The 24,879-nt window shown below is 39.7% G+C and carries 38 protein-coding genes and 1 pseudogene; 6 read left to right on the top strand and 33 right to left on the bottom strand.

Annotated elements, in window-relative coordinates; all coding sequences use genetic code 11:
- Nucleotides 1-35 precede the first annotated feature (35 nt).
- The 18 genes from ACRPI0_RS05520 to ACRPI0_RS05435 all read right to left on the bottom strand — a co-directional run bounded on the left by ACRPI0_RS05520 (nucleotide 36) and on the right by ACRPI0_RS05435 (nucleotide 9,288).
- On the bottom strand, nucleotides 36-551 hold the full coding sequence (locus ACRPI0_RS05520) for a Holliday junction resolvase RecU (RefSeq protein ID WP_432355289.1): 516 nt from the start codon (nucleotides 549-551) through the stop codon (nucleotides 36-38).
- On the bottom strand, nucleotides 548-715 hold the full coding sequence (locus ACRPI0_RS05515) for a DUF6011 domain-containing protein (RefSeq protein WP_432355288.1): 168 nt from the start codon (nucleotides 713-715) through the stop codon (nucleotides 548-550). The genes ACRPI0_RS05520 and ACRPI0_RS05515 overlap by 4 nt, the downstream gene beginning before the upstream one ends.
- A gap of 199 nt (nucleotides 716-914) precedes the next feature.
- Nucleotides 915-1,397: a MazG-like family protein gene (locus tag ACRPI0_RS05510; RefSeq protein ID WP_432355287.1), complete on the bottom strand. Its 483-nt coding sequence runs from the start codon at nucleotides 1,395-1,397 to the stop codon at nucleotides 915-917.
- A gap of 82 nt (nucleotides 1,398-1,479) precedes the next feature.
- Entirely contained in the window at nucleotides 1,480-1,671 is a 192-nt protein-coding gene (locus tag ACRPI0_RS05505; protein WP_432355286.1) for a hypothetical protein, read from the bottom strand.
- A gap of 21 nt (nucleotides 1,672-1,692) precedes the next feature.
- Nucleotides 1,693-2,190, bottom strand: a complete 498-nt coding sequence (gene ssb / locus ACRPI0_RS05500; protein ID WP_432355285.1) for a single-stranded DNA-binding protein — start codon at nucleotides 2,188-2,190, stop codon at nucleotides 1,693-1,695.
- A complete protein-coding gene (locus ACRPI0_RS05495; protein WP_432355284.1) occupies nucleotides 2,183-2,416 on the bottom strand; it encodes a hypothetical protein in 234 nt (77 codons plus the stop codon). The genes ssb and ACRPI0_RS05495 overlap by 8 nt, the downstream gene beginning before the upstream one ends.
- On the bottom strand, nucleotides 2,413-2,559 hold the full coding sequence (locus tag ACRPI0_RS05490; RefSeq protein ID WP_432355283.1) for a hypothetical protein: 147 nt from the start codon (nucleotides 2,557-2,559) through the stop codon (nucleotides 2,413-2,415). Before ACRPI0_RS05490 ends, ACRPI0_RS05495 begins: the two co-directional genes overlap by 4 nt.
- Nucleotides 2,556-2,756 carry a hypothetical protein gene (locus ACRPI0_RS05485; RefSeq protein ID WP_432355282.1) on the bottom strand — a complete coding sequence of 67 codons (201 nt, stop codon included), beginning with the start codon at nucleotides 2,754-2,756 and terminating at the stop codon, nucleotides 2,556-2,558. The genes ACRPI0_RS05490 and ACRPI0_RS05485 overlap by 4 nt, the downstream gene beginning before the upstream one ends.
- Entirely contained in the window at nucleotides 2,740-3,648 is a 909-nt protein-coding gene (locus tag ACRPI0_RS05480; protein WP_432355281.1) for an ATP-binding protein, read from the bottom strand. Before ACRPI0_RS05480 ends, ACRPI0_RS05485 begins: the two co-directional genes overlap by 17 nt.
- Nucleotides 3,575-4,465, bottom strand: coding sequence for a Replication protein O (locus ACRPI0_RS05475; RefSeq protein ID WP_432355280.1), 891 nt, complete (start codon nucleotides 4,463-4,465; stop codon nucleotides 3,575-3,577). The genes ACRPI0_RS05480 and ACRPI0_RS05475 overlap by 74 nt, the downstream gene beginning before the upstream one ends.
- Before the next feature lie 28 nt (nucleotides 4,466-4,493).
- Nucleotides 4,494-5,195 carry an MBL fold metallo-hydrolase gene (locus tag ACRPI0_RS05470; protein ID WP_432355279.1) on the bottom strand — a complete coding sequence of 234 codons (702 nt, stop codon included), beginning with the start codon at nucleotides 5,193-5,195 and terminating at the stop codon, nucleotides 4,494-4,496.
- Complete coding sequence (locus ACRPI0_RS05465) at nucleotides 5,195-6,109, bottom strand: recombinase RecT (RefSeq protein WP_432355278.1); 915 nt, start codon at nucleotides 6,107-6,109, stop codon at nucleotides 5,195-5,197. Before ACRPI0_RS05465 ends, ACRPI0_RS05470 begins: the two co-directional genes overlap by 1 nt.
- On the bottom strand, nucleotides 6,110-6,358 hold the full coding sequence (locus ACRPI0_RS05460; protein WP_432355277.1) for a hypothetical protein: 249 nt from the start codon (nucleotides 6,356-6,358) through the stop codon (nucleotides 6,110-6,112).
- Nucleotides 6,359-8,356 carry an AAA family ATPase gene (locus tag ACRPI0_RS05455; RefSeq protein ID WP_432355276.1) on the bottom strand — a complete coding sequence of 666 codons (1,998 nt, stop codon included), beginning with the start codon at nucleotides 8,354-8,356 and terminating at the stop codon, nucleotides 6,359-6,361.
- A complete protein-coding gene (locus ACRPI0_RS05450; RefSeq protein WP_432355275.1) occupies nucleotides 8,357-8,539 on the bottom strand; it encodes a hypothetical protein in 183 nt (60 codons plus the stop codon).
- Nucleotides 8,532-8,654: a hypothetical protein gene (locus ACRPI0_RS05445; RefSeq protein WP_432355274.1), complete on the bottom strand. Its 123-nt coding sequence runs from the start codon at nucleotides 8,652-8,654 to the stop codon at nucleotides 8,532-8,534. The genes ACRPI0_RS05450 and ACRPI0_RS05445 overlap by 8 nt, the downstream gene beginning before the upstream one ends.
- A 71-nt stretch (nucleotides 8,655-8,725) precedes the next feature.
- Entirely contained in the window at nucleotides 8,726-9,004 is a 279-nt protein-coding gene (locus tag ACRPI0_RS05440) for a hypothetical protein (RefSeq protein ID WP_432355273.1), read from the bottom strand.
- Nucleotides 9,001-9,288: a helix-turn-helix domain-containing protein gene (locus ACRPI0_RS05435; protein WP_432355272.1), complete on the bottom strand. Its 288-nt coding sequence runs from the start codon at nucleotides 9,286-9,288 to the stop codon at nucleotides 9,001-9,003. Before ACRPI0_RS05435 ends, ACRPI0_RS05440 begins: the two co-directional genes overlap by 4 nt.
- 80 nt (nucleotides 9,289-9,368) lie before the next feature.
- Here ACRPI0_RS05435 and ACRPI0_RS05430 point away from each other — a divergent pair, with 80 nt between their 5' ends.
- On the top strand, nucleotides 9,369-9,587 hold the full coding sequence (locus ACRPI0_RS05430) for a hypothetical protein (protein ID WP_432355271.1): 219 nt from the start codon (nucleotides 9,369-9,371) through the stop codon (nucleotides 9,585-9,587).
- Nucleotides 9,588-9,855: 268 nt separating this feature from the next.
- Here ACRPI0_RS05430 and ACRPI0_RS05425 read toward each other — a convergent pair whose 3' ends face one another.
- Complete coding sequence (locus ACRPI0_RS05425; protein WP_432355270.1) at nucleotides 9,856-10,149, bottom strand: DNA-binding protein; 294 nt, start codon at nucleotides 10,147-10,149, stop codon at nucleotides 9,856-9,858.
- A gap of 24 nt (nucleotides 10,150-10,173) precedes the next feature.
- Nucleotides 10,174-10,929, bottom strand: coding sequence for a phage antirepressor (locus ACRPI0_RS05420; protein ID WP_432355269.1), 756 nt, complete (start codon nucleotides 10,927-10,929; stop codon nucleotides 10,174-10,176).
- A 71-nt stretch (nucleotides 10,930-11,000) separates the two neighbouring features.
- On the opposite strand from ACRPI0_RS05420, the gene ACRPI0_RS05415 reads away from it, so the two are divergent.
- The gene (locus ACRPI0_RS05415) at nucleotides 11,001-11,165 is read left to right on the top strand and encodes a YjzC family protein (RefSeq protein WP_432355268.1); all 165 of its coding nucleotides are present in this window, start codon (nucleotides 11,001-11,003) and stop codon (nucleotides 11,163-11,165) included.
- 299 nt (nucleotides 11,166-11,464) lie between these two features.
- Here the strand turns inward: ACRPI0_RS05415 and ACRPI0_RS05410 are convergent, their stop codons facing one another.
- Nucleotides 11,465-11,689, bottom strand: a complete 225-nt coding sequence (locus ACRPI0_RS05410) for a helix-turn-helix domain-containing protein (protein ID WP_432355267.1) — start codon at nucleotides 11,687-11,689, stop codon at nucleotides 11,465-11,467.
- Nucleotides 11,690-11,845: 156 nt separating this feature from the next.
- Between ACRPI0_RS05410 and ACRPI0_RS05405 the strand changes: the two genes are divergently transcribed.
- The 4 genes from ACRPI0_RS05405 (at nucleotide 11,846) to ACRPI0_RS05390 (ending at nucleotide 14,431) form a co-directional block, all read left to right on the top strand.
- Nucleotides 11,846-12,199, top strand: a complete 354-nt coding sequence (locus ACRPI0_RS05405; protein ID WP_432355266.1) for a helix-turn-helix domain-containing protein — start codon at nucleotides 11,846-11,848, stop codon at nucleotides 12,197-12,199.
- Nucleotides 12,200-12,306: 107 nt separating this feature from the next.
- Nucleotides 12,307-12,663 carry a DUF6693 family protein gene (locus ACRPI0_RS05400; RefSeq protein WP_432355265.1) on the top strand — a complete coding sequence of 119 codons (357 nt, stop codon included), beginning with the start codon at nucleotides 12,307-12,309 and terminating at the stop codon, nucleotides 12,661-12,663.
- A gap of 68 nt (nucleotides 12,664-12,731) precedes the next feature.
- A complete protein-coding gene (locus ACRPI0_RS05395; RefSeq protein ID WP_432355264.1) occupies nucleotides 12,732-13,211 on the top strand; it encodes an ImmA/IrrE family metallo-endopeptidase in 480 nt (159 codons plus the stop codon).
- Nucleotides 13,212-13,213: 2 nt separating this feature from the next.
- A complete protein-coding gene (locus ACRPI0_RS05390; protein WP_432355263.1) occupies nucleotides 13,214-14,431 on the top strand; it encodes a tyrosine-type recombinase/integrase in 1,218 nt (405 codons plus the stop codon).
- Nucleotides 14,432-14,611: 180 nt separating this feature from the next.
- On the opposite strand, the gene comGF is transcribed toward ACRPI0_RS05390, so the two are convergent.
- The 12 genes and pseudogenes from comGF to comGA all read right to left on the bottom strand — a co-directional run bounded on the left by comGF (nucleotide 14,612) and on the right by comGA (nucleotide 24,858).
- Complete coding sequence (comGF, locus tag ACRPI0_RS05385) at nucleotides 14,612-15,055, bottom strand: competence type IV pilus minor pilin ComGF (RefSeq protein ID WP_432355262.1); 444 nt, start codon at nucleotides 15,053-15,055, stop codon at nucleotides 14,612-14,614.
- The gene (locus ACRPI0_RS05380; RefSeq protein ID WP_432355261.1) at nucleotides 15,052-15,348 is read right to left on the bottom strand and encodes a hypothetical protein; all 297 of its coding nucleotides are present in this window, start codon (nucleotides 15,346-15,348) and stop codon (nucleotides 15,052-15,054) included. Before ACRPI0_RS05380 ends, comGF begins: the two co-directional genes overlap by 4 nt.
- Nucleotides 15,341-15,778 carry a prepilin-type N-terminal cleavage/methylation domain-containing protein gene (locus ACRPI0_RS05375; RefSeq protein WP_432355260.1) on the bottom strand — a complete coding sequence of 146 codons (438 nt, stop codon included), beginning with the start codon at nucleotides 15,776-15,778 and terminating at the stop codon, nucleotides 15,341-15,343. The genes ACRPI0_RS05380 and ACRPI0_RS05375 overlap by 8 nt, the downstream gene beginning before the upstream one ends.
- Nucleotides 15,778-15,954, bottom strand: coding sequence for a hypothetical protein (locus ACRPI0_RS05370; protein WP_432355259.1), 177 nt, complete (start codon nucleotides 15,952-15,954; stop codon nucleotides 15,778-15,780). Before ACRPI0_RS05370 ends, ACRPI0_RS05375 begins: the two co-directional genes overlap by 1 nt.
- A gap of 57 nt (nucleotides 15,955-16,011) precedes the next feature.
- Nucleotides 16,012-17,877, bottom strand: a complete 1,866-nt coding sequence (locus ACRPI0_RS05365) for a recombinase family protein (protein WP_432355258.1) — start codon at nucleotides 17,875-17,877, stop codon at nucleotides 16,012-16,014.
- Between the two features lie 261 nt (nucleotides 17,878-18,138).
- Nucleotides 18,139-18,720, bottom strand: coding sequence for a tyrosine-type recombinase/integrase (locus tag ACRPI0_RS05360; protein WP_432355257.1), 582 nt, complete (start codon nucleotides 18,718-18,720; stop codon nucleotides 18,139-18,141).
- 143 nt (nucleotides 18,721-18,863) lie between these two features.
- Nucleotides 18,864-19,937 carry an S-layer homology domain-containing protein gene (locus ACRPI0_RS05355; RefSeq protein WP_432355256.1) on the bottom strand — a complete coding sequence of 358 codons (1,074 nt, stop codon included), beginning with the start codon at nucleotides 19,935-19,937 and terminating at the stop codon, nucleotides 18,864-18,866.
- Between the two features lie 416 nt (nucleotides 19,938-20,353).
- On the bottom strand, nucleotides 20,354-21,169 hold the full coding sequence (locus ACRPI0_RS05350) for a hypothetical protein (RefSeq protein WP_432355255.1): 816 nt from the start codon (nucleotides 21,167-21,169) through the stop codon (nucleotides 20,354-20,356).
- A gap of 191 nt (nucleotides 21,170-21,360) precedes the next feature.
- Nucleotides 21,361-22,257, bottom strand: coding sequence for a hypothetical protein (locus ACRPI0_RS05345; RefSeq protein WP_432355254.1), 897 nt, complete (start codon nucleotides 22,255-22,257; stop codon nucleotides 21,361-21,363).
- A gap of 381 nt (nucleotides 22,258-22,638) precedes the next feature.
- A pseudogene (locus tag ACRPI0_RS05340) lies at nucleotides 22,639-22,794 on the bottom strand (competence type IV pilus major pilin ComGC); the annotation flags it as partial.
- 14 nt (nucleotides 22,795-22,808) lie between these two features.
- Nucleotides 22,809-23,894 (bottom strand): competence type IV pilus assembly protein ComGB, encoded by a 1,086-nt coding sequence (gene comGB / locus ACRPI0_RS05335; protein ID WP_432355253.1) that lies wholly within the window; start codon nucleotides 23,892-23,894, stop codon nucleotides 22,809-22,811.
- A complete protein-coding gene (gene comGA / locus ACRPI0_RS05330; protein ID WP_432355252.1) occupies nucleotides 23,857-24,858 on the bottom strand; it encodes a competence type IV pilus ATPase ComGA in 1,002 nt (333 codons plus the stop codon). Before comGA ends, comGB begins: the two co-directional genes overlap by 38 nt.
- Nucleotides 24,859-24,879 lie beyond the last annotated feature (21 nt).

Raw genomic sequence — 24,879 nt, 5'->3', positions numbered from 1 at the left:
ATCCTCCTTGTCGCACATTCTCTGTCTGGTACGTCTCAACCAATATGTTTGAGATAGTGCAGCACGTACCCCTTCTCGCATTTAACTAGGTCACACTCTCCAACAAACGCTGCCCTCGGAATCGACTTTCGACCACCTTTTTGAGCATCCTCCCAGTACGTTTCTAGCAACGCAAAAGGCAACAGGTATACTTCATCCAGTTTGCTAAACAAGACCAAGAGGAACGACCGTGCGCCTTTCTGGTGCCACGACTTGAGCAGTTGATACTGATGCTCAGAAATATTGTTGAGTGGAAAGCTTGTTCGGTTGGCTGTCTCTTTGGCATCGAATACAATCGCACGTCCATCGTGAACTCCTGAGTAATCGACCCACTCTGGCTTTTGTGTGTATCCGGTAACCTTGCCCCGTACGTTGCTCTGGATCTGCACAGGAGTAGGGATTTTGCGAATGTCTGCAACGCCCTTATTGCGATACTGCATGTTGGTCATATCAACCAATCGTTCCAGTAGGGCGCCACGGTTTGCGTGTGAGTTGCTATATGTTTTCCTCATCGTTTCACCCTCTCGAGATATGCCAGCTCTTCATCGATCGTCACCTGAATCTTCAAGAACTCCGCTTCTGCTGCGTCGTGTTTCTTTTTGCAGATCGGTCCGTATCCGTTTTTGATGCTATTCGGTGTTTTGAGTGTCTTTCCGCACAATCCGCATTTGGACATGGTCGTGCTCCTTCCTGCCGGATGCCATGCTTGCCTTGAGGCTTGTCCCTCTGTTCAATTTTCCAGCCTTCCTTCTTGAGCTGGTGAACGTCTTGCTTGTTCAAATCCCCGTATACATAAATCGTTTTACCGTGCTCACGTTTATACATGCTCGTTATCATCTGGATCACTCCTAGAGATTAATAACCAGTGACTAGTATCAATTTAGGTCTGCTTCTTTTACGAATACACCGTTAACCATCTTTCCTTTGCGGTCTTTGATTTCGTCCCACGCAATAGCGGTGCACTCTTCAATATCCGTGCCTGATTCTTCTGCTAGCACAACCAGTCCTTCTTCAATAGAATCGATACACGCGAATGCTTTATTCGGGGTTTTAGTAAATAAAATATGTCCAGCTAATTTCCCAATGTCTATCATCAGACACAACATCACTGCGTTTTGCTTATCAATGCAGACGTGATTATCTTTCCTTAATTGTTCTTTCAGAATCGTTGCGACTACTTTCAAGTCGCCTATTCCGTCTTTCACCTCTGCAGCATCGCCCCTTGCCAGACCGGATGCTATTTCACCAAACTCTTCAATCAATTTCAACATTTGCTTATGTGGATCAGCCGTATGTAAATCACGGTCGGTCGCCCACTTTTCGATCTTTTCTGTAAGTTCATTTATAAGATTTGTCATTTAGATTCTCCTTGTTGTTCAATTAGCGCGAAGACTTCCTTCACCATTTCCGGGGTGGCTGGATTATTTTTGATTACCTCTGTCAAATCGATTCTCCTTTCAGTGCTTTCGCCAGTAATGTAACCTCAACGATCTTTTTGCCTAACGGCCGTATAGATAGAATCATCGACACGCGATATTCTGTGTCGTTAATCGTCACCAGTCCGCCCTGGGCGAGCTTCAATTCATTAGCTTTGAAACGAACGACAAACGGTAATGCTTTTTCTTTTGTCATTGAATCAATCCTTTCGATGGATCAGAAGGGCAAATCGTCATCCGTGACTTCTACTGGCCTGCCATTTTGAAATGGATCTTCAGAAGTCCCCTGATTCGTGCCTTGCCTTTCATTCGCTTGTCCTTGGTTTGTGTATGAATTATTAGTTTGATAGCCTTGCTGTTGATTCTGTGAGTTTTGCGGACCATCTGAACGGCTATTCTTCGGTTCTAGGAACTGCACGCTGTCCGCGACAACTTCTGTCATGAATACACGGTTTCCATCTTGCCCTTCAAAATTACTAGTTTGAATTCGGCCGTCTACGCCTGTCAGACTGCCTTTCCGCAAGAAGTTCGCGGTGTTCTCAGCTTGCTTGCGCCACGCTACGCAGTTGATGAAATCCGCTTCCTGATCGCCCTCTCCATTTTTAAAGGGTCGATTGACTGCAAGAGTGAATCGTGTAACAGCAATACCCGATTGCGTGTGTTTGAGCTCGGGATCCTTTGTTAGTCTTCCGACTAGAATTGTTCTGTTAATCAAGTGCGTTCGCCCTCCTAATTTCTATTTCTAACAAGTCTGGGAATGATGGTTCCTCAACTTCCCACTCAGTCCAGTACAAGCCGCCACCTTCTCCTCTATATGCTTCTTTTTGTTCTGCTGCTGTGTAATCGATCCTCAAGCAGATATCGTCACACCAAAGTTGGCCGGTATTTTCATTTACAAAGCCTTGGTGCATTTCACCATCACATACGATACATTTCCTCATGACCGCATCGCCCTTTCAATCGACAACAAACTTACTAACGCATCGTAAGTCAATGTTTCGAGTTTTCGGTTTTGCATAGTTTCAAAGATTCCTAGTTGGTTGAGCTGTGAAATCACGACTTGTCTTTCCATCTCTCTTGTCATGCTGCCAGCACCTCCTGACTATTCATGAGTAGTTGCATCGCACCCTCTTCAGTCGTGTTCGTTTCTATCTGTAGCAGTTTGAGATATCGAACAAAATCATTTTCTAACCGCTTTTCTTGATAACCCGTTGCCTTGTACGATCCGGTGGTAATAATCAGAAGGTTAATTAGCTTTTCCGTCTCAGTAAGTTCTTTCATGATTTGCCTCCTGTGCTAGTTTTTCGTATTCAGCTGGACTAATTCCCATTGCGCGCGCCATTGCGATGCTCTTTCGGTAGTTACCTGCCTCGTTGAGTACGCAATCCATGTTGCCGATGATGCGCCACCAAGTACGTCCCTTGTCATCCAGTTTGTACGCCATGCTTCCGCTTTCGAATTCGTCGGGAGTAATGTTGGATGTCATCCAGATGGGTTTATTCGCTCTTTCCCTGCCGTTAATAATCTGGAAGATCCAATCCTTCTCATCATTCGATAAACGTTGGCTACTCAAGAAGTCGTCCCAGATAAGCAAGTCAGCTTCTAAACAAGCACCCATGATTTCGTGGAAGGTTTCAGGATTGTTGAAGTTCCTCGTTGCTTGCAACCGACTTAATAAATCTTTTTCGGTGATGTATACAACCGCATAACCAGAATTGATTAAGGCGTTTCCGCCTGCAGCAGTAAGGTGGCTTTTGCCGTTCCCGGTTTCCCCAAAGATGAAGATTCCAAGTTTGCCCCGCTTATCAAAATCCTCCACGGCTGTCATCACTTGCTCATAAGCAGATTCAGTTCCACTCCTGCGAATGTAGTTTTCAAAAGTCATGGACTTGATATCTTCCATAGCGCTTGAGAGTTTCAATGCCTTGTTAATCCGGATTCGCTTCTCTTTGGCTTCTTGTTCACGTTTGAAGTCTTCACGTTCCTGCACTTCGCAAGGACAAGCGCATGACACCCAGTGCAACTGTTTCTTAAATGGGTGCTCCACCTGTATCTGTTCTTTATCGATTCCGCAATGTTGGCACTGGATAGGTTCGGGTTTACTTGTAGAGGCGGACATTCCCGAACGGCGAAGTATGTTCTCCATTGCGTCCCCGGTCGTCTGGTTGTTCATTGGTTGTACTCCTTTCGTAAACTGGTGGTTTGAAGGTAGCAACGTTGCTTGGTCGGGTATTATTCATCTTCAGCAGAAGCGCTGTATATCGCGACCTCAGTTTTGAAGGCGAAAGCACATTCGCTTTCTCAAAGTCATCTTGCTGCACCCAACGCATCAATACCCCGATTTCTTTTTTGTCACGTTTATCAATTTCCATCATCTTTCGGATATCATCTGACCAAGTTTGCAGATTCGGCTTATTACGTTTCGGATCGTTCTTCAAGATTTGATTATAGAAAAAGGTTGCTAGAATGAAGGGCTCGGAATCTTCGTCATAAACTTGTTTATGACTAGGTTCTTTTTTATTATCTTTATTATCTTTATTAGTGTTATTAACATTATTGTTTGTGTTCACTTGCTGTTCATCTGCTGTCCGCTTGTTGTTCATCTGCTGTTCATCTGTTGTCCACTTGCTGTTCACTTGCTGTTCAGCACCTTGATAGTCAGACCAGTTAATCACTGTAACTACGCTGAATTTTGTTGTTTTTTTGATGTTCAACATTTGCCACTCTTCGAATCTGTTGAGCCATCTCCATAGCGTAGACGATGAAATAATTTCATCTTTCTTCGCGCCTTTGTTGAATTCATCGAACAACGAATTACGGCCTGTAACGAATTCACCAGCTTCCAAATGCACCATTTGATTGCCTACCAATTGTTCTCTTTCCGTATGAGTAGCTTTCATCAAACAATGGATCCAGAGCTTCAGCATATTGGCATTTGAATAGATGGGATTGTCCATCAGTTTTCTGTGCAAGCTTATCCATCCAGCCATTTGACATTCCTCCTTCTCCACTGTTTGATTACGCCACGTACACTACTTTTCCGGTAGCAGCTTGAACCGTCTTTTTAAATTCAACTGCATCACTATTTGAATCAGATAGATGCAACAAATGAATCTCTTCCACCTTCGATAAGTCGTTTGCTTTTAAGAATGCAATCAGGTTTTCTAGTGAAAAGTGAGACTCCATAACTCGCTCTCTCAAAAAGCTGGGGATTCGTCCGTGATCTGCGTTATCATCCAGAATCTGTTGAGAGTAATTACACTCAATCATCAAATGCGTAAGGCCGGGGAACTTGTAACGGATGTAGTAGGTGTCTGTCGCAAACAACAGCCGTTCACCATCCTGATTAGCCAACATAAAGCCGAATGGTTCTGATACATCGTGTTGTACATCGAATGGCAAGATGGTCCATGTGCCGATGCGGAATTGTTTCTTGTTTTCTACTGCTTTAAAACGATGGTGCTCGATGCCGAGAGCGACCTTCGTGCCTGGTGACATGTAAATGTCCAACCCTCGGTCTGCAACCTGCTTGATGGCCTTGCAGTGGTCTTTGTGTTCGTGGGTAACCAATACACCAGCCAAATCACTAGTTTTGAAGTTCAGTGCTTTCTGAATCTGTTTGAACGATATGCCGCACTCCAAGAGGAGCGAGGTGCTGCCATCTGAAATCCAGTAGCAGTTCCCCGTCGAACCAGTTGCGAGTGTTTTGATTTCAATCATTAGAACGGATCATCCGATGGGTCTGTGATTGGTTCTGGTTGAGGTGCAGGAGTTACATCTTTCGGTTGCTTTACTTCGGATTCGAGTGTTGCTTCTGTTTCAAAGTCAAGCGTTTCTTTATTTGCGTTCTGGTCAATTTCTTGCTGGGTGTTCACTTCTTTACGAGGCTTGTCGTCTTCGAATTCATTTTCAGTTGTTCGGTTGATTGCGCCAATGAATAAATCGCTATCATCTGAAGTATTGATAAACGCTTTAGATGCTCGGTTGATAACTGTTCTCTTGGCCATCTCTTGCGGATACTTGTTTTGCACGGTCTGCATGGAGGACTGAGACCATGATGTTTGAATTTCTGCCATCGTCATCACTGTCAGGAATTGCACGCCATCTTCTCGCTCGATGATGCAATACGCTCCGAGAATATCTTCTTTTTTGCCAGTAGCCGCCATCCAGTTAACGCTATGAGACTTGAAAGCTAACTGACCTCTCTCGTTGTATTCGACGTCGAATTCCTCGCCTTTCCAGATGACGTTAGCCCATACGTCCTTCACGCCGTTCAATCGCTTCAAGACCGCCTGTGTGCCGTGGTATGAACGAGTAAACTGCATTTTGTCGCCATATACGATGAAGTAACCTTGATTCTTGGCTACACTCAACGCTTGGATTGCCATGTCTTGCAAGGAGAACGCAACGCTTGCTGGTGTAGCTGAATCCATGAGTGACGTTTTCTTTTTGAAATCTACTTCAGTTAGTTTGAAATAGGCAGCTTGTACCGCATTCACGATGGAATAGTTTTCAGGAATGTTAATTTGATTGTTCTCCACCATCGCTTGTACTTTATTTGCGACTTTGGTAACTAGATCATTTTTCTTTTCTGCCGGCTGCATTTGTTGTGTTTCTTTTAATTGGTTAGTCATTTAAAATTCCTCCACTTCTTCATGTTCGAATTTGATTTGTTTGCCATTGTGTTCGTTGATGATACTTTCAAATAAATTTACAAAGTCGCTCGGTCCTATAAGGTCGCGTTCGAGTATCGCATCTTCTGGACATTCACTAAGCGGGCCGACATGCATAACCTCTACGCCATCCACTATCAACCTCTCGCGAGTGGAGTTATCGTAATCGTCTTCATACCATTCCACTTTAATAACTACCGTTTCACGCATTTAAACAACCTTCAAATCTAAGACTGTCTTATTCTCCGAAAGACCTTGCCCTTCAATCCGCAACTGCTTGTCCGGTTCCGATACAACCAAACTGATAATCTGCGAATTCGTATCAGCAAGTCTTGTTACAGCTTCTGCATTATCTACAAAGATAGGGGCACGAATTCCAAAGTGTTCAGTGAGAGTGTTGATTATGTCGATTCCCACATTGATCTTGGCTGCATTGTTTAATCCCGAACTGTATGGCACTCCTTCAAATGTCGTCTCACATACTTCTTGAAGTCCACCGTTAATCTGTTGAGCGAACAACTTAAAGCGAGCATTTTTGAATTTGCTGTTGATTTTTTCTTCCAGTAGTTCGACTTTTGAGCGAATAAAGGCTTCTGTCAGATACAACTGGTGCTCAAGCTCTTCAAATTCTTTCGCCAGTTCTGACTGCTGTTCTTCCAACTCAGCTATGCGCTTCTCTGCAACTACTACCTGCGCTTGTTGAGCAAGCTGTGCGTTGAGCTCTGAGCGACGTGTGTGTAGCTCTGCTTGCTGTGATTCGATGTCAGCAACTGCGTCCTGTGCGTTTGCCTGTAGCTTCTGGATGGCCGCTTCAACTTCTGTACGTTCTTGGATAGCCAACTTGTAGCGTTCATCCTGTGTGACGTCCTGGACGTTGCTTTCTGCTTTCGCAAGATCCTCTTGTAGCTTGGCGATTGCTCTTGATTTCTTTTCAATGTCAGAATCTGCATCAGATAAGGAGATTTTTTCTTTTTCAATCTCGTTTTGATTGCTTTCGATCGAAGCTTTCAGCTTCACACCTTTTTCCTTGATAGCTTCGAGTTTGTTTGACCTTTGAAGATTGAAATCTGCTAGTGCCTTTTCGCGTGCCGCAGTCAGTTGCTCTTCCGGTAGGGCTTGTCCGCAAGTTGGGCAAGCGCACTCGGCTTCATGAGTAAACTCCGTAGCTTCAATGCCTTTGTACTGAGTGAGTAACTCTCGACGTTCTTTATCAACGGAATCGATACGTCCCTGGAGATACTGGATATTTTTTTGAGTCAGCCGTTTCTGTGATTCAATAATTGAGACATTCGAACGTTCTTCCTGCAACTTCACTTTTAAGCGATTCACTTCGTCAAGCGAGTCAAATTCCACAACACGCTTTATCTGCTGTAGATCCATTTCGATTTGACGGAGCTTTTGCTGTTTGTCTGTAATAACTGAACCGTTTCGGATGTTATTAATGAGTGTGCTGTTTTCATCGAGCTTCGTTTCGATTTCAGCGACTTGGCCGTCTAAACCAGATACATCTATCGGCTGTTCAGGAAGCGTATTTTGCACTTCTGAAATACGCACCGGGATCCTGTCGAGCTCCTTGTTAATTTCAGCACGACGGGAAGCAATTACTTTGCGATGGTCGTCAATCGCTCGACCTTTCAGAATCGCCGGTAAGGCTGCCAGTTCTTTGTTAGCTGCTAGGACCTCATCAAATTCCACTTCGCCACATACTTCTAGTAAGGTCTTGCGGCGGTCCTGCCATTTCATCTGTTCATTGAAGTAAAGCGGGCTAGTGAGGAGCTTGAACACATCCTCTGGCACAATCGAATCGACTGTTTCCTGATACTCTTTCTTTTTGACCGGCACGCCATCAACCTCGTAATCAGTTTCATGGCCAGTAAATTCAGCAGTTGCGGCACCGCGCTTGCGTGTCCACTTTTCCTTGTAGACTTTGCGAAGACTCATAGGTCGTCCATCAAATAGGAAGGAAGCGGATACTTCATGCTCCAGGTTGTTAATTTCTTTGCCGGCATACAGTGTCTTAATGGAGAAGTCAGAGCGATTGTTGCTGTCCTTGTTGAACAGGAGCCACACGAATGCGTCGAATACAGATGTCTTTCCAGTCGCATTGTCACCGAAGATACGAGCGTTTTCACCGTTAGCCTGAAGTTTGAAGTGCTTGATTCCCTTAAAGTTTTTCAGCGTGAGATTACTCAGTTTCAGTTGTTTCATTTATATTGCCTCCTCAAATTTTGTGATTTCCGCATCTTTACGAATCGCGTAGACACTGATGTGATTGCCGTATTGTTCTTCGAACGCTTGAGCAGCCGATAAAGCACTGTCTGTAGCGGTAAATACATAGAGGGGATCTATTTCTTCCATCGGGATAATCTCCCACCGATATGATTTAGTCATTACCTTGCTCCTTTCGAGCTTCTTTGCGCTCTTGAGATTTGCAATACACAATCGTCCAAGTCAAGAACAGTGCAGCATATGGAGCTGTGTGAACTAACGCTTCTGTCGTTCCCATGCAACCCATCTCCTTTTGTGGTATACTTAATGAAATAGTTTTTCTTCAACCGCCGATTTGACACGCCTATGTCAGTCGGCTTTTTTGTGCGTAAATTTAAATGCTTGTGCATTAACTCCTTGCGCTTTAAGTCTCGCAACTAGCATGTTTGTGCCATCATCTAGTATTCTTTCCATCTTCATCTTGCGAAGTAGTTCTAAGTTTCGAATCATGTCTTCTGTGCGTATAATCGCTTCGTCAACTTCATCTGTCCAGTTGCACAATTCGATGGTTCCGATTTGATGTTGTATCATTTTCTTTAATTCAACTGCACATTCGATATCAGTTGATTTGTAGTTCTCGAGTTTCATCCAATCCCTCCTAGAGTCATAATTACTCCTACAACAGGTACACCCATTGTGGTTATTACATTCGCCAAGATGCTGATGCCGTCCATTCCTGCGATAAATGCTACTAACACGTCTTGAGATTGAGTTACAGTTGCCCACTTTTGGAACAACGACATCGGCGGCTCTTTTGTATTATTTTCAAACTTAGATATGTCAGACTGGTTTATCATTAATTGGTGAGCCAATTCTTCTTGGTTCCACCCCACTCTTTCTCTACAGGCTTTTAATATCGATCCATACTGCATGATTCTCACCTCCTCTCGTGCGGATACTTTTTTCAAACTCCCTCTCTGATAAACTGAATACAGACAGGAGGTGTAATGCTATGGAATTTGTTGATATTGTTCGTGTGAAAGAAACTAATTTTGAATCTGTAGCTAATGACTTACTAGATTCCGGATGGGTTCTTCTTTCGTCAGGTTTCTATCAAGGAGTAGAACCTGGGTCTGATCATCATTCTTATTCATTAGGGCTTCCAAAAGAAGTAGCCTTAGCTATTAAGTACAAAGAAGAGCATGGGAAAATGTTCAATTACGGCTTTTAATCTTTAGTCAGCACATAAACAAAACCGGTTTGTGTCGGGGTGGAGTTCCTAACGTCCATTAGTCTCCATCCCGTTTCTAACAGAAGATTTGTTTGTTCAACGTTTGTACAATGGATGATCATTAAATTCACCTTCTCTCGGTATTCCGAATTGGAATACTCAATAATGGAGGAATCTTGTATCCTTATAGATGTAGACCCCTCTACAACCTCGCAATACCTACCGCATATTAACTTTTCCAATAGCCGGGTTTCTGCCCGGCCCTCCTTTATACCGCATGGAAATATTTCGTGTTATCTTCCACCCATCGAGTATTTCGATCAATCCATTTGAACAACTTGTCCGTCGGAATCAGCAACCCAGCCTCACGAAAGACCGGGAAATCTGGTCTTGCTAAAAGTTCTGCAGCTTTTGAATGACTGATTTGCAGCAGTGCCATCATTTCTTTTCGAGTTAGCAGTGGAGGCAATGTATTGCTTGCCATTCTCTCCTGGATGGCATCGCGCACTTCTTCGCGGATGATTTGTCGGAGAGCTTCGGTGTCGAACGATACGTTTAACATTTTGTTTCAGCTCCTTTCTTTCGTTCAAACAACGTCTATAAGAGTTAAAAATTTGTTGATAAAGTAAACCTGACCTTTGCCAGTAACCTTTGTTGTTCTAGTAATTCTCACGCTGCCATCTGGGTTATTGATAGTCCGTTCTTTCACTTCGAACCAACCACGTTCCATTGCGTACTGTGTCGGCTCGTTATAATGAGATCCGCTTTTTCCTAGAAAATCATTCTCCCTCAACCATGCAAACATCCGGTTTTGACCGATATTGAAACCATTTTGTGTAATCAGTTTGGCAAGTTGACCAATGAGCACCGATGTTTCGCTTGTTGCGACTGCATCGGCGAAAAGAACTTTCGGCTTTTGTTGTTCAATCATCATTTCCGCCCGCTGACGTTTCGAACGCTCTTCTTTGAGATTAGTAGCAAGTCGAATGATTGTGTCTGGATCAGATAGGACTTGTTCGACTGTATCCGGCGTAAGATATCCACCGTGCTTTCTTATAGAAGGAATTACTTCGTGAGTAACCCATCGCTTGAATTTTTTCGCTTCTGCCTTTCGACTACCGAGAATCAATGTGTAAAGCCCGAATTCATTTACTGTATTCACTTCGCCTTGACGCCCTAAGTTGAACTTAGACCGTTCATCTTCATCTAATCTACCGATTGCCATGGACGGATTCGAAAGACCAAGAATCCCGCATACATCCGACGCTACAAACCAAGGTTCATTTTCTACCTCGAACATCCTAACCTCTTTGCCTTCAAACACTTTTGTAAGTTGATTCACATTAATTCCTCCTTCTAGTAGGTTATTTCTTCCTCTTTGTCGAATATTGACATAGGAGGGGGGTGATAACCATGAGTGATTTAATTAAGCCTGGCACAGACAATAAACCTGCTGGTAAATACAAAGAAGTCGGTCCTAGGGGCGGTAGTGTTCCAAACCCTAGGGTCGTAAAAATTGATCAGGGCGACCGTCTGCCGCCTACCCAAGAAAAGGGCCGTAAGTGGACGAAGAAGTAACATCTTCATAGAAGTCATTGTTCGCGCAATGGCTTCTATAATTTGATTCTCTTTTTCGAGAGACACCAGCAGTGGCCAAGTATATTGATTTGCAACCAAGACTCTGCATACCTTTCTCCCGCTTCTTCATACTTTGTAATGTAGTGACGAAGCATCCCTCTAACCTCCTATATTTTTCTCTCACACCCACCAAACAGAACTCGAATCACGGCTCTTTAACTCTGTTTCTCGCTCGCTTTATCAGGTCATGGCGCAGGTGGCTATTCGAATGCTGTTTACTGAGTGTGAGTTAATTATTTTTAAATTGCTGTTTCAGCAACCTTTTGATTAAAAAAATCCGTGATTTCACAATTCAATATTATTGCTAACTTTGGCAATACATCCGCCTTAAACGCATAAGCCCCACTTTCATACTTTAAATACGTAGAAGCGTTCTTCATCCCGAGTTTACTTGCTGTTTCCTGAAGAGTCATACCTAATTCAATGCGACGAAATTTAATAAAATGAAGATCAAGTGTTTTCAAGTTGCACCTCCTTAATTGCTGTTTCAGCAACTCCTTGAATTCATCTTAACATTGCTATTTCAGAAACGCAAGTGTTTTAATTTCTTTTTTAGCAATTAAATAGTTTCTGTTTTAGAAACGTGATATTATATATATATAGAAGGATGTGATGATTGCATGAATTCGGGTGATAGGATTGTGAAACTCCGCGAACGTAAAGGATGGAACCAACGAGAAATCGCTCAAAGAATCGGCATTAATGTGAGTGTAATGAACCGAATCGAGTCCGGAGATAGGCCTATAAAAGATCACGAGCTTGCTAGTCTTGCCAAATCCTTAGAAACAACAACTGACTATATACTAGGGTTATCTGAAAACCCTAAGACGACAGCGGAAGAAGAATTTCAAGCATTCGCCAATGATCCTGAAATGGGACGCTGGTATCGAGAGTTGCCAGAATCAGACGAAGAAGACTTACGTAAACTACGTGAAATGTGGGAAATTATTAGAAGAGACCCGAAAAGAAAATAGGTTTGACAATTACACGGTTTTTTGACCGTGCTTATTTTTACATATGTAATGGAAGTATCTCACTAACTTGTATTAGTGAGACAAATCTTTTAAGAGGGGTAGATAAAATGGCAACGAATACAATTGTTGAAAACACTGCATCAATAGAAGTAAAAAACAGGCCGCGTTCTTTTTTTGATGGAGGCTTACTTGAGTATATTGGGTGGTCCATCTTAGGTTTTTTGGTAACAGTTTTCACTTTAGGCATATGTGCACCTTGGGCAATTACGATGATTTACGGATGGAAGATCAACCATACAGTCATTGAAGGAAAGAGAATGAAGTTTAACGGCTCCGCTGTAGGGTTGTTTGGCCATTGGATTAAATGGTGGCTATTGACGTTAATTACTTTTGGGATATATGGATTTTGGCTATTTATTAAACTGGAAGATTGGAAAGCTCGGAATACTTCATTTGCAAATTAACCACTAGCCCTACCAAGGGCTTTTCTTTTAACAACAAAAAGAACATATGTTTGATAGGTGGTTTTGAAATGTATTGTAATAGTCATTTAGAAGATTACATCATGGAAGTCTATAAAGATTTAGGAATTGAACAGCCAGAACAGATAAACCGCTATATGATTGCTGATCAATTAAATATTGGTCTTTATCCTACAAGCAGCCAGAGTGAAGCGCTCTATTCCGACGGTCGCTGCTATATTTTCATAAATAGAGAACGAGATCACAGACAACAGTGGCAAGACTTTGGACATGAATTATGCCACGTTTTAATGCACGAAGGTCATCAGAGCCGCATGTATCCACTTTTCCGTGATTTACAGGAATGGCAAGCGGATAACTTCATGTATCACTTCTGTGTTCCAACATTTATGTTACGTCGACTCTCTTTGCCATCCAGCATGCAGCATGCAGTTCCACTAGTAGCCGAAACATTCAATGTGAATTACGAGTTTGCAGAATATCGATTGTCTAAGTACCTTCAAAAAGTTTTATGTACAGGAGTGAATTGACGATGCATTGTAAAGAATTGATACGGGGTAAAAAGTGGGTTTGTGTCGCTGACGGACCTAAAGATCCTGTCACTGGTGAACGAAATCAAGTTTCTAGGCGCGCGAAAACAAAAGCAATGGCGATGGAAAAAGTTCGTGTTGCCATTGATCAGTTAAAAAAGACAGGTATCAATCAAAAGCTGGTAAAGAATATCAAGTTTAGTGAACTCGCAACACTCTGGTTAGAAGATTATAAACTTACAGGTATTAAAAACTCTACTTTTAATACGAGGGTATCAGAAGTGAAACTACTCAATACCTTTATCGGTCAGATGCCCATTACCACGATTGAGCTAAGACACTACCAGACGCTGATAAATAGTTTGTTTAAAAAAGGTTACAAACCCAGTAGCCTACGTAACTTTAATGCAACTGCTAACATGATTTTCAATTTTGCAGTAAGAAACAAGCTGCTGCCCGTCAATCCGACACAAGGTATGTTTATTCCTAAAAAAATTAAGACTGTTGAAGAGATTGAAAAAGAAGTAATTCCAGATAAGTTTTTCGAGAGACACGAATTAGAAGAGTTTTTGATGACGGCAACTAAGCATGGTTTGTTGTATGATATGGAGTTTTTTCACCTTGGAGCGTTTGGAGGATTCCGTTCCGGGGAGATTTGCGCATTGAAGTGGACTGATGTAAACTTTGAAGCAAATACAGTTCGAATTACTAAAAGTATATATTCCCCTACTAATAATATGAGAGTGTATGAAATCACTCCCCCGAAAACTTACAACTCGATTCGAGAAGTGACGATGGATCCAGGCATTATGGATATGCTTATGAAGCATAAAATCGATCAAGATTATTTAAAACGACAGTTCTCAGGAGATCCTAATTATGTCGATCACAACTTTGTTTTTTGTAGACCTACGACAGGCCACCCTTACCTAAGCGGATTTTTCGGAGGACGGATGGAACGTCTAATGAAGAAGTCAGCTATTACTAAACACGCATCTCCTCATTTATTACGTCATACACATGTCAGCATGCTCACAGAAGCCGGTGCGGATTTAAATTATATTATGGATCGCGTCGGTCACAAGGATGCTAAAGTGACACGTGACGTATATACACACGTCAGCAAAGGCATGAAGAAAACGATTAGCGATAACCTGCACCAACAGTTCGGAGATATCATTTCAAATTCGATTTCTGAGAGGAACGCGGAAGAAATGTGAGCGGAATGTTAGTTTTTCATCATATCCTCACCTATTAACTCTCACAAACGTTGATACTAAACGGTTTCCCTCTTACTTTTAGTTTAGTATAAACTACTATGCCATGAAACGAAGGTGAAAAGAAAGAGGGAGACGAAAAATAATAATGCAAGTGCCATAACAAGAACGACTCCTCGTTCATCATTCAGCAAAACCAATTGCAACCCTCCTTAAACGCTCACTTCCATCAAGAAGAGTAACTGAGACAGCTACTAAAGGACCTTCGTCGATGAATTCAACACGTTGAATTTTCGTAAGGAGCGGTACATGTCCTTGATTACCAACTCTCTTTCTTACTACACCACCGACTGCGCTATATTCTATATCGCTCTTCCCGTCTACTGAAAGTGCGTTTAATATAGTTCCTTTATCATTGATATAGATGGAGTGAGTACTAGAAAGATCTTTTTGAATATCCACCATAAACAATTCCCATTCAATGGCTTGACTGTCTGTCAATTGTTGATGTGTCGATTCTTTAAATAGCAGGAAAAGAATTATTAGATGTAAAAAGGCTGCAGCTATCAATAATTGAAACAAACTCTCTAGTAGCGTGAACCCACTCTCCTTATTTATAAAGTTCATGGAGTGCACACCTCTCCAGTTAGACCTGAACTACTATACGAAACACATATGCGTCCGCTTTCAACTCTCCAATAATAATCGGTTCCATTTTCTGTGCGAACCCCATTTGTATATTGATAATTCGTATAGAGTAACGATCCTTGAAACAGTGTTTCCTTAGCACGCATTTCATGTTTCTTCTCTTCCAATCCAGCCATCATCCGAAAAGATAGCGGCAATAGTGTACCAAAGATAATCATCATAACTGTTAATGTTAAAATTACTTCGGGCCAGGAGTAACCAGATTCATTCATACACTAGCATTCTCCCTCTCTGGAATTGAAATGTAATTTTCTTTTCACCATCAGACGTTTGAAAGATCAAAGCACCTGTTTTGAACATATTTCCATTCTCTTGAAAACTAACAAACTTTAAGTTACTCATACTATCGTATCTAATAGTTGGTGGAAAATGAGTTTCTTTTAATTCACCTGTATCCCAATATTTAACGTGATAGGTGCTCCCATTATTTGAAAAGCTTAGCCAAGTTGTTGTCTGATGCGCCATTGAATAGGCTTGCATTTCTTGCACAGTTGCTTGAAACGCTTCAAACGCGTCTCGTTCAGACTGTTCAGTCGTCCATCCATGGCTGACAGGTACAACAATGAGCGTCAGTGCCCCTAATATTGTCAGTACTAACAACAACTCTAAAAACGTCATACCCTTTTCGGATGACTTGTCCATTATGGTTGTTTGGCTAATTTAGGATTAATTACTTTTCCTTCGGCATCAATTGTTAGTTCTGTACCATCAGGACACTTAGCATCTGCAGGGAGATATTCATTTTCCATCAACTCTGCTAAACTAACTGGGATCTTTTTTGTATCCATTTTATAGGCTTGTACCTGTCCTTCAACCATTTTAAATAACGCGTTGAAAGACAACTATTACGCTCCAAAAAAATATAAAAGATCTTTTTAATCACTTATAAACATGGAAGAATACTTTTTTGAAAGTGCACCTCGAAGCTTACGAAACTTATTGTTGTTATTAATTCTATATTTAATCCTTATCATGCTCTCTTTTTTTGATTGTACATACCTGATTGTATAATCTCCGGGTTGTCTAGTTTTATTCTCTCTAAAATATTCCTCTGATTCTTTTGAGTTCCAATCTACATTCGCCCAGTATTCTCTGGCCTGTTTGTGGTCACGTCTTATAGTTTCAGTGAATTGATGGAAGCCATTTTTTAATGCTATTGCTGCCTCGTTGAATATCTCGTTAAACTGAACTATTTCCTCTTCATACGATGGAAGTGAAAACGCTACCTCACATACGTAGTCACCAACCGTAATTTTTTTAAGTAGCTTTAGTTTCTCATTTTTATTGATACGCTTAGTTTTTTTAATTTCTTCTATAAGAGTTTTTTTATCTTCAACTTTTCGCCTTATATAATGAATCGAATTGATATTTACTTTTCCTAACTGAGTGTTGAGTTCTGAAATTATCTTTTCATTAATTTCAACATCTTTTAGATAACTATCAACAGTAGTCTGTGAAGCTTTCCTAAGCTTTCCTCTTAATTCATCTCGAACCATTGCATTTTCTGTTTCAAGTGATTCAATCTTGGCAATTAGCATGGCTTTACGTTGTACTAATATATGTGACTCTGACTCAATTGCCTTCATTAATTCTTTATAATAAATATAATTCCCCATATCATCGAATTGCGTAGATGGATTTACTCTGTCGAACACCTCATTTACATTACTTATTGAAATACCTCTAACGGTACAACCTTGAGCTTTACGTCTATTTTGACAAATATAAGTAATCTTATCTTTTACCCCCATATGCCGAACGAAGCGAGAACCGCAATTTTGACAATACAGTTTCTCATGATAGATGTCGTTCACCGATGGCTTACGACCTTTTTTGGTACTTTTATTGATACGGGACTCTCTTATCCTATTAGCTTCTTCCCATTGTTCAAGTTCAATAATAGGATCCACTGCATTTGGTATTTTAATCCATTCTTCTTCTGGTATATCATAACGTTTTGTGTCTGTAACGTTTTTCTTTGAACTCCTATTAACAACAGCCGTTCCAGTGTAAATCAGATTGGAAATTATCCTTGTTATTTTATAATTACTCCATTTATTTCCTTGTTGTGTCGGAACATTTTTTTCATTTAATCTTTGTGTCAGGATATGCGAACCTTGTTTTGGATAATTATTGAATATGAATTCCACTGTCTTTCTTTGCTCTTGGTTGACGACAATTTCATTTTTTTCATTTCTTTCATATCCGTATGGCAAACGGGCGGGACTGTAAATTTTATTAACCGAATTATACTTTTTGGAAAACTTAATTCGCTTAGACATATTTTCTGATTCGATTTCTGCTATAGAAAATAAAGTTTGCATTAATTGTTTTGCGCTTGCGTCAGTGCTTTTCAAATCGGCATTTTCAAAGAGTACTGCTACTTCTTTATCTTTAAGACGGTTAACTGTTGAGATTCCAATTTCAGTGTTACGGCTGAATCTAGAAGCATCCTTTACTATAATTAAATCGAATTTAGGTTTTTTATTATCGTTCGTTCTAAAAATATCCGTTGCATTGTTGTTTTCCTCATGATCGAGTCCCGCATCTAGCATCATCTGTATAAAACCTGGTCTTTCCCTAACACTTGTTCCACTTCCAACATCTTTATAGATACCCATTAGTTCATAACCTTTACGCTCGCAATACTCTTCGTACTGCTTTTCCTGTATCTCCAATGATTTCTCTTGTTCCTTTTTGTTTGTGGAAACCCTAGTATACAAAACGGCTCTATTTTTCATGCCATTGAACCCTCTTTCATCATTAAACGCTTTACAACCATTCTAGCATAAAGTCGATACATATCAAAGTATTCTGTACATTCAAGCGTGGTCTGTATCTTATCAGAGTAACGGCCGCCACATATTCGGATAATACGGCCTCCCATCAAAAATTAAACACACTATAAAGCATTATTTAAAGTGTATCTGCAAAGTGTTGATATAAGGGTAAAATGTCGCTTTTAATAGTTGTTAGGAAAAGAGTAGCTGTCTCGTCAAAATTTAGAACAATCTGAAATCCTTCAATGAATTCGCTACCTCTTCATCTGTAATTCCAATATATCTTTTAGTAATTGATTGATCGCTATGATTGAAGATGTTCATTAAAGTAACAACGTCATGCGTGCGCTTGTAATAGTGGTAGCCAAACGTTTTTCTCATAGTATGTGTTCCAATATCTTGTCTTCCCAATAAATCGCCTGCTTGAACAAGTACTCTGTATGCCTGTGTGGTTGTGATATGGCTGTAGCCTTTCCGTGAAGAGAATAGATAACCTTCGTCATTCATTCCTTCTGTATAGTCTGCAATATCTGCCATGATAGCGTTAAGGTGTACAATACGTTCTTTTTTCGTTTTACCTTCACGAATCTTAAAACTAGATTTCCCTTTCACGTCAGACACTTTTAACTTTATAATATCGCCTACGCGTAACCCTGTCGAAACACCGATTTTGAATAAGAGTACATTTCTATTTGCATTTAGCTTGGACATTTCTAATGCCTTAATCATTTCCCCAATCTCATTTACGGTTGTTAGTGGTTGAACATCTATTATCATGCCTTCTTTTGTGTTCGAGTTTGCCATCGTAACCACCCTTTCTTTAATGTATGCTTTTTACGTTAATAACATAATACCATACATTACGGGGGTGGTCTACAACTCGATGGCTTTGCTATGCACTTAACCATGTATCCTTTTAGATAATAGCATACATTAATCTGTATGTTTTAATATGAATATCCCCAATCCTTACTAATCGTTTTTTGTTCCTTGTCTTTTAATTGTACATTGACAACCATATGATTAAACAAACCAAGACCCAGATCCCCTTCTTTGTAATCAGAAACATAATTTTTCAATTGTGAAGATACATTGTTATCTACTGGCAATAGATAATTTCTATATGTTTTTAAAGATATATACAGAGCAAAGTAGTCACCAGCAGGTATATTAGTAAGTTCGTATGAACCAAAACCATCAATCCGCGAATAATATAATCCAATAGAAGATGCATCAATTTTTCCATCTTGCATTGCAATGACTTGTTTAATCGTCACTGGTCTATTATTTTTAGGGAATAGAATAACCGATGCTCCTACATCTGGTCTAGTACCTATATACTTATTGTATTGCCAAGTGATATTGCCCTTTAATGAGGCCACCCCTTTACTATTCTCCGTGCCTGATCCAGTGCCTACACCTATATTTGGATATCTCTGCATTGCTCTAGCAATAAATGCAGATATTTGTCCTCTTGTTAAAGTTTCGTTAGGTCTAAATGTTTTATCTGCATAGCCAGTTGTAATTAAAGAATCCACTATTTTTTTAACGGCAGAAAAGGAAGCCATATTTGTACTCATATCTATAAATACCATTGGCGACTCTACTGTTAAATTAAATGCTCTAGCGATAAATATTGCCATTTGACCACGATTAACTATTTCTTTAGGTCTAAAAGTTCCGTCAGAATAGCCTTGTATAATGCCTGCTTTAACTGCTGAGTTAATATAACCAGAGGCATTAGATGTAGATGGAACATCTTTAAATGGTGTAGATGTTTTACTCCCACCCAAACCTATTGCCTTTGAAATCATTACTGCTACTTCTTCCCTCGTAACCTTTTGATTGACACCAAAAGTTTTAGATTGTGAAATAACTCCTTTCCCCACTAAAAAATTTATTTCCTTAGAAAACCCATGACTAGAAGGAACGTCACTAAATCCTTTTGCACTCACCTGTTCGTTTCCAAAAGCGGATAAAAATAATACTAATGCCAACGCCATTGCCATAACCTTCTTCAATTACAATCTCCTACCTCTCATTGTTTTGATTATTAGACTATAAAAACCCAATATAGTCTAAAAGCTCTAAAAAAACAAGTTTTATAGGTAATTTGATTGCTGTTCGAACATCATATCGAACGAATTCGAGAAAACCCTATGTCTTCCTAGCTTTTACGACTTCTTCATTATATTACCATTTAATAGATATTATGTGATGAAGAGTCCGATATATGGCTTTTAGAAGGCTTGATGGATGCATTATTTCATGAATTATCATCGTACACATTACCATCTCGTTACATAACAAGAACAAATATTCTAATCACTTTCACATTACTTATTAGTATTTTTTTGTCTGTCAATGTAATGCCTCTTGTTTTACCACTTCGTAATAATTGTATTTTGTTCGTAAGATTTCATATCTTTTAATGTTCTCATGTCTGTGATGGCCTAGAAGTTAATTCGCGATTGAATATTATGAAGTTGAATAAGCGGTCTTTATTTTGATTGTAATAATGTTCCAATGGTTCTTTATTGGCTACCGCCACAGCTTTGAGTTTAGACTTTTCTTTTTTATAGTAGTTATCCAAACGGTTATAATCTTCACGTATCTTACGGAATTTACGCTTTGTAAATCCGTCCGTTTCCATATTGTCAATATTAGATACAAAGATATATTTCTTTTCAAGTTGATTAATAATTAGCTGATGGTCGATGTCATTGAGTGGCTGTTCACCAATTTTAAATACCGTCTTAGCTTCACAACGATTAGCGTATAGGTGGCGGTTATAGTCGCTCATATTACGACTATATTCTTTTTCATTCCTATCGTAGTCGGCTGTACGATTATTCTTCCTATTAGGATTGAATGCCCCTAGATACAGTGTTGTGTGTCCGTGTTCATCGCTTATTTGTTGGTGTGATACCCTTCCATGATGCTTATATGAAAAACTGTTTTCTTTTAAGGTGAAAAAGTCATATGCAAGATCCAGTGTCGTAATATTCCATGGTAGCATTGTTAAGATTTCTAAAATGCTGTGTGGTTTATATTCGGATTTGAAAAATGCCGTTTGCAATACTATTTTCGCATTGAATTTCCATAATGGGTTATGTGGTTTATAAAACATATTGAATCCGTAGTTTTTAAGATGGTATATTGATTTGTAACCTTTGTTTGGATATGAACCCTTTTCAAATCTATCTGTAATATATTCTAGCTGTTTGTTAGTAAACTTGGCTTGTAATGTCATGGTATCAATGGATAACTTGTAAGAAGTATCGATTTGATTAAATTGGGTTATAAAAATCATTCCTTTTTTTATTGTATTCGCTGAAAAACTTTTAAAATAAATTAACTGCTCTTACAATAGGAAAATGTCTATACGAAGACTCGTTAAAATTGTATTTAATTCAAGTTTGTGGTGACTTATTATCCAACCCTTTAAAGTTTGTCCCATTCTAAACGTTCAAAAAGTAATTTGTCTCTGTTCATCGCTTCAAGTAAGTTGCTATCCACTTCATCGACTGACATTGCTTCTTGCCTTGCAATAGATGTTTTTAAAAGCTCATAGGTTTCTCTGTCTTGCTTGTCCTGTTCCTCTTTCATTACTACTGGATTACGTATCTGTTCATTCAATCTCGCTATTTTCTCATTTATCAAATCGGCGTTTACGCCTTTACCTTTGTAATTTTCTAATCGATCTATTTCCATTTGCAGGAACCCGACTCTCGTAACAGTATATGAAGGTATTGCGAATATTTGTTTTCCTGTCTCCATTAGTTCGCCTTCTTCACTTTTAATAAAAAAATCATATGGATGTTCTTTCATTCTGTTTAATTTAGTAGAAGATACATTCAGTTCATTACGCGCTTCTGTTAATGTAGGGATTGATTTGTAGCTTATCTTTCCATTTGCAACGAATATAATTGCAACTGGTTTTGCTTTTTCTTGTTGGTGTTTTCCCATTGGAAGCATTGCTAGGTTTCCTATTTCATAATATCCCTTTGAGTCGAGACGATGGATTGTAGGTCTCAAACTATCAACATATCCACTTTCCTTATAGTGTTTTTGTTGAACTATCCATGACTCCCAAAAATCTGGTTCTTCATTAATCAATTGTATGATGGCTTTCCGCGGCTCAGGATTCAATAGATACTGTACGTTCTCGTAACCCTTTCGCTTGCCTGCTCGCTCCTTAGCTTGAATATTGGACTGGTAAAGAGTACGTGCCGCCTCTGCATGTTCATTATTAATGCCGTTCTCCTCCAATGCTCTTGTTACAATTGCTAGCTGTTGTAAATGCTTTCCACTTTTTTTCTGCTGATGCTGTTTTGTCATCTGAATTCCTCCTAGTGTTGTGGTAATCGTATGAATTAATCAGAGCGTTTTAAGTCGTTTAGCTGTTGGTTATCTAGCTACAATCTTAAAACGCTTAAATCAAATGAAATCTTAAGTTCTTTCTGGTTCACCTAATGAATAAAACGAAGCTAATTATCCACTCTTCTGGTAAACATTCCAATTCTTTTACCACTTTTTTAATTTACTACGCTGAAATGTAATCCCACTAGTTCAGGGAAACACATCCAACTCTTTTCTCAATCTTTCTAATGTATCAATTAAAATACCCCCTTTTCTAATTAAATTTCATTTCGCTGTTTCCGATAAAACTCTGAAACCCTTGGCACCATTGACTTCAATACATTAGTTGTCTTTCATATCTATTGTATTCAGGTAAGCGTCGCAACCTTTTGTATCTATAGATTTCGAGTGTTTTGTAACGTTAGGAATTGCAACTAAAATTAAAACAGAAATAATGAGTAAGACAATCATCATTTCAATTAAAGTGAATCCTTTTTGATTTCTTAAAAATTTCATTAGCTACTACTCCTTCACATGTTTTTTATCATTCCATATACAGGCAATAACAACGCTAAATAGGCTGCAATAATACAAACAGCTAGAATAACAAATAATGTAGGTTGTAACATCGCCATCGTACGATTCGCTTTCCGTTCGATAGTATTTCCTAACTGTTCACTGTAGAGCAACAGTTCTTTTGCTAAATGCCCACTGTCTGACCCATGCTTTGCAAAAAATGATAAGTCCCTTGTCAGCCCGTCGGTTAAGTCGATCGCACTATGAAAAGCCTCTCCTTTTGCAGCATGTTCGTGAATGGATAGCGCTATAGTTGCTAAAATCAGATCTGTCTTCTGATTGATCAATACACTCATAGCTTCTTGTATAGAATTCCCAGCCGCTAATAAATTACCTGTTTCAGAAGCAAATAATCGAGTCAACACACTGACGTACAACTCACCCACTAAAGGTATCGAAGAAATACGTTGGATTTTAGTAGTTGGAGTTAACCGCCTTAAATAAATTCTGCCTAAAACATACGAGAATCCACCTATTGCCATTCCTATCAATAGAAAATCTGGTGCTTTAGCTACAATACGCGGTAAATACTTTTCAACGCCTTGAGTGGTTGCTGAGCGTGAAGTTGCCAGAGTTTCAAAGTTCGGTAAAAAGTAAATTTTGAATGCAATTAGAAGGAGCGCCATAGCAACCATCAATACGAGTGGATACGTCGCTGCTTGGACAAATTTTTGCTTACGTACCCTAGCAATTTCAAGCCTTTTAGAAGCACCATTCAGTGCTTCAGCCAACCTCCCATCGTTTTCGGATAGTTCTATGGACAATAAAATCTGATCTGGAAATCCAAGTGTCTTCAACACTTCAGAAACTGTTGCTCCCTTACGGAAGTTATCTTCCACTTTGATTATCAAACGAAAACTGTTTGAACAGTGGTGAGGTAGTAACAAAGTAAAACAATCATGTATCGTGTAGCCTTCGTTTAATAATTCAGAAGCTCTTGCAAGAAACATAGCTTTGTCTTTTACAATTACCGACTTTCCTTTTCTAAAAGAATCCCACTTTTTATGGAGAATCTCTGGAACTACTGTACTTGCTCGCAAGGGACTCAACTCTCCCTTCTTCAGAGAGATAAATGGGTTCATTATTCTTAAGAGATTGTTTGAGTCTTTCCAATTGTTCTTCTTGATAAATTTCAAAAACTGCAGAAAGCGCTCCATCTGGTTTACGTATGAGTCGTTGCGCTGAAATACAAACAGCCGTTTGACGGAGTTCTTCCGCTGAAATACCGAAATCCATCATACGATACAAGCATCCAATCGGATCTTTAGCATGAACAGTTGTTAGTACAAGATGCCCAGTTAGTGAAGCCTGAACAGCAATTTTAGCTGTTTCAGCATCTCGAATTTCTCCTATCATGATCACATCAGGAGAATGACGCAAAATTGCTTTTAAACCAGCTGCATAGGACATTCCTGCCCGTTCATTCACTTGAATTTGTAACAGATGCTTGTGTGGGTTCTCTACAGGATCTTCTAGTGTGATGACATGACGGCCGAGTTCGTTGACGCAATGTGCGGTCAGCGAATAAATTGTCGTTGTCTTACCCGAGCCCGTCGGACCTGTAACCAAAAATAACCCTTGTTGTTTTGCAATACTTTGTTTCAACAAGCTGGCCCATGTTGGTTCTATGCACAACTGATCGAGAGACACTATGCGATCGTGCTGTTGAATTCGTATAACTGCACTTTCATTTACATGTATGGATGGAATTGTTGAAATTCGAAAAGAATAGTTACTGCTGTTGAATTTTTTGTGGAAAGAACCGCTTTGAGGTTTTCGGCGGTCACTGATATCGAGGGAGGATAAAAACTTGTAAAAAGAAATCATTCGGGTCGCCAACTGTGGGGGGAGCTGTCCGATCCGTTCTAACTTGACACTTTTTTTGTGATATAACCCATATCCATCTTCCATCGGGACTAGATGAATATCTGTTGCATCTGCATCAATAGCCTTTTGCAATAAATGAAAACACTTTTTTTCAATGATATTTTCTTGAGTTTCCATGAACACCCCTCTCTCTAAAAC

This window comes from Sporosarcina sp. A2, assembly GCF_050858885.1.
GTDB lineage: Bacteria > Bacillota > Bacilli > Bacillales_A > Planococcaceae > Sporosarcina.
Note: the sequence above shows the minus strand (reverse complement) of the source record. Positions and strands in the feature narration are given on the sequence as shown.